Here is an 11,042-nt window from a genome sequence, read left to right as displayed (position 1 = left end):
CACCCACCCCGTCGACCTGCCCACCTACCCCTTCCAGCACAAGCACTACTGGATCGACGCCGTGCCTCCTCCGTCCCACCCACCCCGTCGACCTGCCCACCTACCCCTTCCAGCACAAGCACTACTGGATCGACGCCGTGCCTCCTCCGTCCGCTGACGCAGGAGATCTCGGTCAGACCTCGGCCGGTCATCCCCTGCTCGGTGCGGCCATCGCCCTCCCCGGTAGCGATGGGCTGGTTCTCACCGGTCGGCTGACGAGCGACTCTCCCGGCTGGCTCGTGGACCACCGCATTCTGGGGACGACCCTGCTGCCCGGCGCGGCGCTGGTGGACATGGCCCTGCACGCCGGCGGCCGGGCCGGCTGTCCGGTCGTCGAGGAACTCGTTCAGGAAGCGCCGCTGCCCGTACCCGAGCAGGGGGCGCTGGCCCTCCAGGTGGTGGTGGGCGCGGTCGACGCGGCGGGCCGTCACAGCGTGGAGATCTTCTCCCGGGACACGGACGCCCCGGACATCGGCGCCGACGCGATCTGGACCCGGCATGCCACGGGTGCGCTCCGCCCGGCGACAGGAGCGACCGAGCCGCCACCGGCACGGGATGAGACGTGGCCCCCGCCGGGTGCCGTCGTCGTGCCGGTCGACACGCTGTACGAGGACCTGGCCGCCCAAGGCTACGGATACGGACCCGTCTTCCAGGGCGTGCGTGCGGTCTGGCGACGCGACGGCGAGGTCTACGGCGAGATCGCGCTGCCCGACGGAGCTGCGGACGCGGAGGCGTACGGGTTGCACCCGGCGCTGATGGATGCGGCGCTGCACTTCACCGATGTGCTGCCCGCGGAGGAAGGTGAGGACAGGGAGAGCACTCGCGTACCGTTCGCCTGGAACGGGTTCACGCTGCATTCCCGAGGTGCGAGTTCGCTGCGGGTCCGGATCTGGTCGACAGCCCCGGGCGTGGTGTCGCTGGAAATGCGCGACGCTGCGACGGGCGCGCCGGTGGCGTCCGTCGACTCGCTCACGATGCGGCCGGTGACATCGCGGCAGCTGGACGCCGGTCCGCGGTCCCTGTACCGGGTCCAGTGGGTGCCGCTGCCGGCGGACGCGTCCCGGGCGGCACCGTCCGAGCTCGGCGGACTCGCGGAGCTGGACGAGGTACTTGCTGCGGTGCCGTCGTCGCCGGTGCCCGACGTGGTTGCACTGTGGCTGCGTCCGGACGCGATCGGTGGCACGGACAACGGGACGAAGAACCGCGAGGCGAACGGCGGGACCACCGTCGGAACGGACGGCAGCCCAACCGGAAACGACGTGCCGGAGCAGGCGTTCGTGACCACTGCCGCGGTGCTGGAGAGGTTGCGCGGCTGGCTCGCCGACGAGCGTTTCGCGGCATCCCGGCTGGTCGTGGTGACGCAGAACGCCGTCCATGCCGTCCAAGCCGTCCGCGCCGCCCATGCCGTCGACCCCGCGCGGCCCGACGAACCGCTCGATCTGGGCCGGGCTCCGGCCTGGGGTGTGGTGCGGGCCGCCCAGGCGGAGAACCCCGGCCGGTTCATGGTGGTCGATGTGGACGGTTCCACCGAGTCGGTGCGTGCGCTGCCGGCCGCCGTGGCGGCGGGCGAACCGGAGATCGCCCTGCGCCGGGGCCGTGCCCTGGTCCCCCGCCTGAGCCGGGTGGGGGCGGCCGACGGCGGGCCGTCGTGGGACGGTTCGGGGACCGTGCTGGTGACCGGGGGCACGGGCATGCTGGGTGCGCTGGTGGCTCGGCACCTGGTCGTCGAGCACGGGGTACGTCACCTGCTGCTGGCCGGCCGCCGCGGAGCCGATGCCCCCGGCGCCGGCCGTCTGTCGGCGGAACTCACCGCGCTCGGCGCCACCGTGACGCTGGCCGCCTGCGACGCCGCCGACCGGGACGCGCTGGCCGCCCTGCTGGACACCGTTCCGGCCGACCGTCCGCTGACCGCCGTCGTGCACGCCGCCGGAGTGATGGCCAACGGGGTGCTGGCCGACCAGACGCCGGAGCGGGTGCGGCGGGTACTGCGTTCAAAGGTCGACGGAGCCTGGAATCTGCACGAACTCACCCGCGACCGCGACCTGTCGGCCTTCGTGCTGTTCTCCTCCGCGGGCGGCATGGTCCTGGCGGCGGGGCAGGCCAACTACGCCGCCGCCAACGTCTTCCTGGACGCGCTGGCCCATCACCGCCGGGCCTGCCGGTTGCCCGCGACCTCGATGGCCTGGGGGCTGTGGGCAGGCACGGCGGCCGCCGAAGAGGGCGGCGGCGCGTCGATCGACGCCGGGCGCATCGGCCGGCTCGGCGTGCTGGAACTGGAACCGGAGGACGGACTGGCGCTCTTCGACGCGTCCCTGGCCTGCGGGGAGGCCCTCACGGTGCCGGTACGGCTGGATCCGGCAGCGGTCGGGGCGCGCCCGGACGAGTTGCCGGCGCTGCTGCGCGGACTGGCGCCGAACCGTTCTGGGAGGGATACCCGGCAGACACCCGCACCCTCCCCCTCGCCCTCACCCGATGTCGCAACGGCGGCCGATCAGCCGCTGTCCGCACGGCTGGCGGGGCTCTCCTGGGAGGAGGCCGGGCGGATGCTGCTCGATCTGGTGCGGACGCATGTGGTGGAGGTTCTGGGTTTCGACGGCCCGGAAGCCGTCGTACCCGAGCGCGGCTTCCTCGACATGGGCATGGATTCGCTGGCCGCGCTCGAACTGCGCAACCGGCTTTCCGGCGCCACCGGGGAGCACCTGCCCGCGACACTCGTCTACGACTGCCCGACCATCGTCTCCGTCGCGGAGTTCCTGCGTACGGAACTGGTCGGGGAGGAAGCGGTGGCGCCGGTGAACCGCGTGCTCGACGAGGAACTGACGCGTCTGGAGTCGGCGCTTCTGTCCGCGGAACCGGCCGCGACGGACACGGCCCGGATCGGGGACCGGTTGCGGGCACTGGCCGACAGGTGGGCCCGAACCCATCGGCCGGCGGCTACCGACGCCCCGGCCTCCAGGGCGGGTTCGGTCCCGCAGGACGACACGCTGGAGGCGGTGACCGCCGACGAGTTGTTCGACATCCTGGACGAGGAGCTGAGGGATCACGGCTGAGGATTCGACTCCGCTCCGTGCCTCCTGGATCCCTGTGTCCCTTTCGGTCCCCGTTCCTCCTCGGTGTCACCCGCACATCCTCACCTCACCGGGCTAGCGCCGTACCCGTGGCATCCCCAGGCCGATCCACGCGATGATCTCCCGCTGGATCTCGTTGTTGCCGCCGCCGAAGGTGAAGATGACGGCCGAGCGGTAGCCGCGTTCCAGTTCGCCGTGGAGCACCGCGCCCGCCGAGCCGTCCTTGAGGACGCCCGCGACGGCGACGACCTCCATGAGCCAGGCGTAGGCGTCCCGGCGGGCCTCGGAGCCGTACACCTTGACCGCGGAGGCGTCCTGCGGGGTGAGGGTGCCCTCCTGGACGGCGGTCACCATCTGCCAGTTGAGGAGCTTCATCGCGTCGAGCCTCGTATGGGTGCGGGCGAGGGTCCGGCGCACCCACGGCAGGTCGACGACGCGGCGGCCGTCGGCGAGCTTGGTCCCCATGGCCCAGCGCTGCACGTCGTGCAGGGCGCGCACGGCCATGGTGCCGTGCGCGGCGAGGGTGACGCGCTCGTGGTTGAGCTGGTTGGTGATCAGCCGCCACCCCTTGTTCTCCTCGCCGACGCGGCGGGAGGCGGGCACCCGGATGTTCTCGTAGTAGCTGGCGGTGGTGTCGTGCGAGGCGAGGGTGTTGATGAGCGTGCAGGAGTAACCGGGGTCGGAGGTCGGCACGAGGAGCATGGTGATGCCCTGGTGCGGCGGGGCGTCGGGGTCGGTGCGGACGGCGAGCCAGACCCAGTCGGCGGTGTCGCCGTTCGTGGTCCAGATCTTCTGGCCGTCGACGGTGTAGTGGCCGGTCTCCGTGTCGCCCTCCCGGACCGCCCGCGTCTTGAGGGCGGCCAGGTCGGTGCCCGCGTCGGGTTCGCTGTAGCCGATGGCGAAGTCGATCTCGCCGGAGAGGATCCGCGGCAGGAAGTACGCCTTCTGCTCGTCCGTGCCGAACCTCATGATCGTCGGCCCGACCGTGTTCAGCGCCATCAGCGGCAGCGGAACGCCGGCCTGGGCCGCCTCGTCGAAGAAGATGAACTGCTCCATCGGTGTCAGACCGCGTCCGCCGTACTCCTTCGGCCAGCCGACCCCCAGCCAGCCGTCGGCCCCGAGCCGGCGGACGGTGTCGCGGTAGAACCGCTTCTGCGCCGCGGGCTCGTCGTACCGGGCGTGCACGTCGTCCGGGACGAGCGCGGCGAAGTACGCCCGCAGTTCGGTACGCAACCGCCGCTGCTCCGGCGTGTATTCGAGGTGCACGGCGCCTCCCTGGCTCCCCTGGCCCAGCGGCCCGGGCCACCCGGACCTGACGGCGCACACCGTAGAACGTGTTCCAGAAATTGGGAATGGCGGTGACGTGCCCGGCCGCCCCCGCTCGGCTGCTCGGTCGTCCGGCCGGATCAGCGCAGCAGGGAGAGGAACGTCGAGCAGGCGTCGGCGCAGTCGCGGCAGGCCAGGGCACTCTCCTCGGAGCCGGAGCCGGAGCCGGAGTCACAGTCAGAGCCTGAGCCGCAGTCGGAGCCTGAGCCGCAGTCGGAACCTGCGCTCCGGCCGGAGTCCCCGGCCGCCTTCTCGAAGACCTCGGCCGTTTCGAGGCACACGGTGCGGCACCACTCGACCTGGACGCGCATCACGTCCTCGGACAGGGTGACCTGTTCGGCGAGGAGACGGCACGTGGTGTCGCAGACCTCCGCGCAGAGGATCCCCTTGCGCCGGACCAGCCGCTGTTCCTCGGTCCCGTCGAGGTCGGCGAGGCTCGCCCGCAGGGCGCAGGCCCGCGCGTATTCGGTACAGGCCTGGGCGCAGGCGAACCGGTCTTCCAGGAATCGGACGAGTTCCTGCAGCTCCGTCACAGACACATGGATCGGGTAGCCGGAGGCAGCCGCGCCAAACCCGCGGGCCCCCGGGACGGGCCCGCCAGAGCCGTGCGGGCGGGCCTCGAGTCACACAGACGGGTCCCGAGTGACGGGACGTGTCGAAGTTATTGACGCGGCCATGCCCACACTCTACGTTTCGACCGGCCCACCGAACCTTGTTCGACATTTCGACATACCGATCACTCCAGGGGCCCGCAGCACCACGCCGTCAAGGAGAGCCGCACATGACCACGCCAGCCGGATCCACCTCACGCCGGAGCCTGTTGCGGGCGATGGCCGCCCTGCCCGCCTCCGCCCTCGCCGTGGGCGCCCTCCCCGGCCTGCCCGGCCTGTCCGGCCGGGCCTCGGCGGCGGCACCGCCCGGCGGCTCCGCCACCCGCTACACCATCGTGCCGTTCCTCAACAGCGACGACGGCACCGTGAACGTCTACCAGTCGGACGACGCGACCGACTTCCGGCTCCTCAAGGCCTCCGCCTACACCCCGCCCGCGGGCCGCATCCGCGACGCCAGCATCCTCAAGCACACCGACGGCTACTACTACCTCACCTACACCACCCGCACCTGGCAGGACACCAGCACCACCATCGGCTTCGCCCGCAGCGCGGACCGGTCCAGTTGGACGTTCCTGTACGACCACACCGTCCCCGTCGCCAATCTGTCGCGGGCCTGGGCGCCGGAGTGGTTCGTCGACGGCGACGGCAGCGTGAACATCCTGGTGTCCTGCTCCACCGCCGACAACGAGTGGATCTTCACCCCCTACCGCCTGAGGGCCACCAACGCGGCGCTGACGGCCTGGAGTTCGCCCGTCGCGCTGGCCGGGATCGGCGCCAACCACATCGACACGTTCGTGGTGAGGACCGGCTCGACCTACCACGCCTTCACCAAGAACGAGACGTCGAAGTACATCGAGTACGCGACGGCCGGCGCGCTCTCCGGGCCGTACACCATCAGCCGCACCGGGAACTGGGCGGGCTGGGGCGGCACACGGGAGGGCGCCGCACTGATCCAGCTCGACAACGGCGCCTGGCGGATCTTCCTCGACGGGTACGGCGACGGCACCTACTACTACAGCGACAGCCACGACACCTTCGCCACCTGGAGCGCGCCCCGGGCACTGCCGGCGATCTCCGGCACCGCGCGCCACTTCACGGTGGTCAAGGAGACGGTCCCCGGCGGCGTGAGCCTGCCGACGGGCATCACGCGCTCGCTGCGGTCGGGCAACTTCACCACCCGCTACTGGCAGGACCAGTCCGCCCTGCTGAACCTGCCCGTGGTGAGCGCCTCCAGCACGGCGGCGGAGAAGCAGGCGTCCACCTTCACCGTCGTGCCGGGGCTCGCCGACGGCAACGGCCGCTCGTTCCGCAACGCGGCCGGGAACTACCTGCGGCACTGGGACTTCCGGGCCCGCTTCGACGCGAACGACGGCTCGTCCACGTTCGCCGGGGACGCCACCTTCGTCCTCCGGACGGGCAGCGCCGGCGGTTCGGTGCGCCTGGAGTCGTACAACTACCCCGGGCGCTACCTGCGCCACTACAACTACCAGCTGCGCGTGGACCCTTCGGACGGCACCGACCTCTTCCGGCAGGACAGCTCGTTCGTGGCGACGACCGCCTGGGCCTGACCGGCGCGCGGCCGGCGCATGCCTGGCGCGCGTCCGGCGCGGTCCGGTGCGTGTCCGGTGGCCGGGCGGACCTCCATGGGGGAAGAGAGGTCCGGCCGGCCGCCGGATGTCAGCGCGCCGCGGGCGGTGTCCGGGCCGGAGGCACCGGGTGGGGCCGGAACCCTCGGCCGGAGTATGTGCTTGTCGGCGCCCCGTGCGTCCGAGGTGCAGGACATGGGTCACGCTGATGAACCGGAACGTATGTGGAAAGCGCTTTCTAGTCAATGCTCCCCGTAGTGCGCATCCGGCCAACTCCGCCCGCCCCGCGGTCAGGTGCCCCGGCGCCACAGCAGCACCCGTCCGCACCCCGGCCCGGCCGTCCGGTGAGCGGAACCTGCCGTGTGTAATAGGGGGTCACACACCGATGCACCGGGAGGGGCCATGGCGGGCGGCCGGCCGAGACTGCTGTTCGTGACCGACCTGGCGTACCGGGCGAAGGGGCGGCGCTACTGCGACGAGGACATCTTCCTCACCTCCCGGCTCCGCGCGGACTTCGACCTCGCGCTGTGCCACCCCCTCGACGCCGCCGCACTGATGGACGGCGGCGGCACGGACCGGGACGGCACGGACCGGGACGGTGTGGGCGGCGCCGGAGCGGGCGGCGGCGGCTTCGACGCGGTCGTGGTGCGCAACAGCGGGCCCGTCCTGCACCACCAGGCCGCGTACGACGACTTCCGCGCCCGGGCCCTCGCGCGCGGCGTTCCGGTCTGTACGCAGCTGACCGGCAAGGGGGACCAGGCCGGGAAGCAGTACCTCGTCGACCTCACCGCCCAGGGCTTTCCGGTGATCCCGACCGTCGACCGGCCGCAGGACCTCGGCCTGCTCCCCGAAGCGGCCGAGTACGTGGTGAAGCCGAAGCGCGGCGCGGACTCGATAGGTCTGGAGTTCGTCCCGCCCGGGCGGCTGCGGACCCTGGCCTTCGACGAGGGTCCCGGCGTCCTCGTCCAGCCGCGGATCGACTTCCGCTACGAGGTGTCGTTCTACTACGTCGACCACACCTTCCAGTACGCCCTGCACGCGCCCCGCCCCGACCGGCGCTGGCACCTCGAACGGTACGAACCGACCGCCGCCGACCTGGAGTTCGCCGACCGGTTCATCGCCTGGAACGACATCGACCACGGCGTCCAGCGCGTCGACGCCTGCCGCACCCCGGACGGCCGGCTGCTGCTGGTCGAGCTGGAGGACCTGAACCCGTACCTGTCCCTGGACCTCCTGGACGACGCGACCCGCGACTCCTTCGTGGCGAGTCTGACGGCGTCGCTGCACCGCCTGCTCGGCCGGTCCTGACGGCCGCCGTACGCGTACCGGGGTGACGGTGGGCGAGGGCCGGCGCCGCCGGTCATGCGCGACGGACCCCCGTAGGACCGCTCTTGACACGTCCGGGACCGATCGCTTTACTCCATCCAACGCCAGCCGAGCACCTGGCGCGAGAGGGACGCCCAGCCGGTAGACGGTCCACGCACCGTGAGCCCGGACAAAGTCGCCAGGACGGCCGCGCAGCGGCGGGATCCGAGGCGGGGACGTACCCCCCGGTCCCTGGAGCTCACCATGTTCCTCCTGCGCCCCGTGACCCCGTCCGGTGACCGCGTGAGCACGTCCGGCCTCCAGGAGCCGACCCCACCGCCCCCCGCGCACGAGCGGCGCCGCACCCGCTGACCGCCGCGGCGCCCTGCCGCGCGCCGCGGACGACCGCGGCGCCGGTGGAGCCGGTGGCGGCGCGCGTCACCCCGTCTCCGTGCACCGCGGCCCCGGCCCGGTCATGGCATCCGCGACGCCGTCCCGTACCGCCGGCGCACACCTCGTCCACCTCGCACAACACCTCATACACCTCGCGCAGCACGCACGTACCGCACCACGCACGTATCCCTGGGGGCTCACATGGCCGCAGCACACCGTCCGAGCGGCACGCCCGCACGACCGACGCGCCGCACGGTGCTGCGCGGAGGTGCCGCGGTGGCGGGGGGAGCCGCGACGGCCGCCCTGTCCGCCTGCGCGGGGCCGGGGGACGGTGTCGACGCCGACGGCCGGGTCAGGATCGAGGTGTGGCACGGGCAGACCGACACCGGACGCGCGGCGATGGAGTCCCTGGCGGCGGCCTTCAACCGGACGCACCCGCACATCCGGGTCGACCTCGGCGGCGGGGTCCTGGCGGACGCGATGCTGCAGAAGATCACCGCCGCCCTCGCCTCCGGCTCGTTCCCCGACATCGCCTACATCTTCGGCTCCGACCTGGCGAGCGTGGCGCGCAGCCCTTCCGTGGTCGACCTGACCAGCACGTTCCGTTCCGGGCCCGTGCCCTGGAAGGACTTCTGGGCGCCGGCCCGTGACGCGGTCACCCTCAATGGCCGGGTGCGGGCGGCCCCGGCGCTCATGGACTCGCTGGCCGTCGTCTGCAACAGGAAGCTCTTCCGGGACGCCGGGCTGCCGCTGCCCCGCCCCGGCTGGAGCTGGGACGACTTCACCCGGACCGCGGCCGCGCTGACCGACCGGCGGCGCGGGGTCTTCGGCACCGGCTGGCCCGGTGTCGGCGACGAGGACACCGTGTGGCGGCTGTGGCCGATGATCTGGGACCTCGGGGGCGACGTGGTCTCCGAGGACGGACGGCACGTCGGTTTCGAGGACACCGGGCTCAGAGCCCTGAAGACGGTGGAGGCCCTCGTGCGGACGCGCAGCGTCTACGTCGACGCCAAGACCGGCAGCGAGCAGATGTACCGGCTCTTCCTCTCGGGCCGCATGGGCATGGCCGTCACCGGCCCGTGGCAGCTCCCCGACATCCGGCAGGCGAAGGTGGACTACCGGGTCGTACCGCTGCCGAGCTACAGCGGCCGCCCCCTCACCATCTCCGGACCCGACACCTGGACCGTCTTCGACAACGGCGGCGCCCGCGTCGAGGCGGCCCGCACCTTCGTGACCTGGCTGTCGCAGCCCGCCCAGGACGTCCGGTGGGACATCGACGCGGGCAGCCTGCCCATGAGCCGCGGCACGCGGGCGCTGCCTCAGTGGCAGGAACAGGAGGAGAGCACCCCGGGGCTGCAGGTGTTCACCAGGTCGCTGGAATCGGCGCGGGTGCGCCCGGTGCATCCGGCGTACCCGCAGATCTCGCAGTCCCTCGGCCAGGCGATCACCGCCGTGCTCCTGGGCCGCAGCTCCCCCGCCGAGGCCCTGCGCGACTGCGTGGAAGAGGCCGACGCCGCGCTGCTCATCCCGCGTTGAGAGGATCCGCCATGTCCCGCCTGCCCACTCCCCTGACCCTCCCGGACCGGGACGGGAAGCGCGGCTCCCGCACGCGGCCGCGCTCCCTGCCCGACAGGGGCGGCGCCCCGCCGGGCCGTCGCGGCCCACGACGCCTGATGGGGCGGGAGACGGCGACCGCCTGGGCGTTCGTGGCGCCCTCGGTCCTGGTCATCCTCGGGCTGAGCGTCGTCCCCGTGGTCTGGTCCCTGCTCCTGTCCTTCCAGGCCGACGACCTCGTGACCCCCAGCCGGTGGGTCGGCCTGGACAACTACCGTGCGCTGGCGCAGGATCCCCACTTCGACCAGGCGGTGCGCAACACGATCCTGTACACGGCGCTCTACGTGCCGCTCAGCATCGGCGCCGGGCTGTTCCTCGCCCTCGCCCTGAACCGGCGCATCCGGCTGGTGGGGCTCTACCGGACGCTCGTCTTCGTGCCGTTCGTCATCTCGGCCGCGGCCCAGGGGGTGCTGTTCTCCTTCATCCTCGACCCGGAGTTCGGAGCGGCCAACACCGTGCTGGACGTGTTCGGCGTCTCCCCGCAGGGCTTCTTCAACGATCCGGACCAGGCGCTGTTGGCGCTGCTGGCGGTCTCCCTGTGGAGCGGCACCGGCTTCTGCGTGGTGGTGCTGCTGGCGGCCCTGCAGGACGTCCCGCCCTCCCTGGTCGAGGCGGCCCGGCTCGACGGGACCGGACGCCTGCAGCTGCTGCGCCACGTCGTGCTGCCCTCGCTCAGGCCCGTCATGGTCTTCCTCCTGCTGTGGCAAGCGATCACGTCCCTACAGGTCTTCGACCTCGTCTACGTCACGACGAAGGGCGGTCCGCTGGGCTCCACCACGGTGATCGTCTACTTCATCTGGGAGCAGGCGTTCAAGAACTTCACGGCCGGTTACGGCGCCGCGGCGGCGTACACCCTGGCCCTCGCGCTGCTGGTGCTCGCCGTGGTCCCCCGGCTGGCGCGGGCCCTGCGCGGGCGGACCCGGCCGGAGCGGAGCCGCCCGGACGTGACCGGCCCGGACCGGCGCCTCGAAGGAGCCGCACGATGACGACCGCACCCTCCACGCCCACCCGGTACGCCGATCCGGCGGCCGCCTCCCCCGCCGGGCCCGCCGTCGCGGGGGCGGGCCGGCGCCGCGGCCGGCTGCCGTTCAGCCCCTGGC

7 protein-coding genes are annotated in these 11,042 nt (G+C 72.5%); 5 read left to right on the top strand and 2 right to left on the bottom strand.

Annotated elements, in window-relative coordinates; translation table 11 throughout:
• Positions 1-137: 137 nt before the first annotated feature.
• The gene (locus tag FGF04_RS29780) at positions 138-3,089 is read left to right on the top strand and encodes a type I polyketide synthase (protein ID WP_188114290.1); all 2,952 of its coding nucleotides are present in this window, start codon (positions 138-140) and stop codon (positions 3,087-3,089) included.
• A 93-nt stretch (positions 3,090-3,182) separates the two neighbouring features.
• On the opposite strand, the gene FGF04_RS29775 is transcribed toward FGF04_RS29780, so the two are convergent.
• Positions 3,183-4,373, bottom strand: a complete 1,191-nt coding sequence (locus tag FGF04_RS29775) for an acyl-CoA dehydrogenase family protein (RefSeq protein WP_149514464.1) — start codon at positions 4,371-4,373, stop codon at positions 3,183-3,185.
• A 140-nt stretch (positions 4,374-4,513) separates the two neighbouring features.
• Positions 4,514-4,972: a ferredoxin gene (locus tag FGF04_RS29770; protein WP_149514463.1), complete on the bottom strand. Its 459-nt coding sequence runs from the start codon at positions 4,970-4,972 to the stop codon at positions 4,514-4,516.
• Positions 4,973-5,214: 242 nt separating this feature from the next.
• Between FGF04_RS29770 and FGF04_RS29765 the strand changes: the two genes are divergently transcribed.
• From FGF04_RS29765 to FGF04_RS29750, 4 genes are all read left to right on the top strand, one after another.
• Positions 5,215-6,612 carry an AbfB domain-containing protein gene (locus FGF04_RS29765; protein ID WP_149514462.1) on the top strand — a complete coding sequence of 466 codons (1,398 nt, stop codon included), beginning with the start codon at positions 5,215-5,217 and terminating at the stop codon, positions 6,610-6,612.
• Positions 6,613-7,032: 420 nt separating this feature from the next.
• Positions 7,033-7,938 (top strand): hypothetical protein, encoded by a 906-nt coding sequence (locus FGF04_RS29760; RefSeq protein WP_149514461.1) that lies wholly within the window; start codon positions 7,033-7,035, stop codon positions 7,936-7,938.
• A 591-nt stretch (positions 7,939-8,529) separates the two neighbouring features.
• On the top strand, positions 8,530-9,864 hold the full coding sequence (locus FGF04_RS29755; protein WP_149514460.1) for an ABC transporter substrate-binding protein: 1,335 nt from the start codon (positions 8,530-8,532) through the stop codon (positions 9,862-9,864).
• Between the two features lie 11 nt (positions 9,865-9,875).
• A complete protein-coding gene (locus FGF04_RS29750) occupies positions 9,876-10,928 on the top strand; it encodes a carbohydrate ABC transporter permease (RefSeq protein WP_188114289.1) in 1,053 nt (350 codons plus the stop codon).
• The last annotated feature ends 114 nt before the right edge of the window (positions 10,929-11,042 follow it).

The organism is Streptomyces apricus (assembly GCF_008369065.1).
Taxonomy (GTDB): Bacteria; Actinomycetota; Actinomycetes; order Streptomycetales; family Streptomycetaceae; genus Streptomyces; species Streptomyces apricus.
This window is presented reverse-complemented; position numbering and strand designations above follow the sequence as displayed.

What these genes read in the sequence shown, in the direction of transcription:
- FGF04_RS29750 (WP_188114289.1), top strand. Translation starts at nt 9,876, where the DNA reads ATGTCCCGCCTGCCCACTCCCCTGACCCTCCCGGACCGGGACGGGAAG.
- FGF04_RS29760 (WP_149514461.1), top strand. Translation starts at nt 7,033, where the DNA reads ATGGCGGGCGGCCGGCCGAGACTGCTGTTCGTGACCGACCTGGCGTAC.
- FGF04_RS29765 (WP_149514462.1), top strand. Translation starts at nt 5,215, where the DNA reads ATGACCACGCCAGCCGGATCCACCTCACGCCGGAGCCTGTTGCGGGCG.
- FGF04_RS29755 (WP_149514460.1), top strand. Translation starts at nt 8,530, where the DNA reads ATGGCCGCAGCACACCGTCCGAGCGGCACGCCCGCACGACCGACGCGC.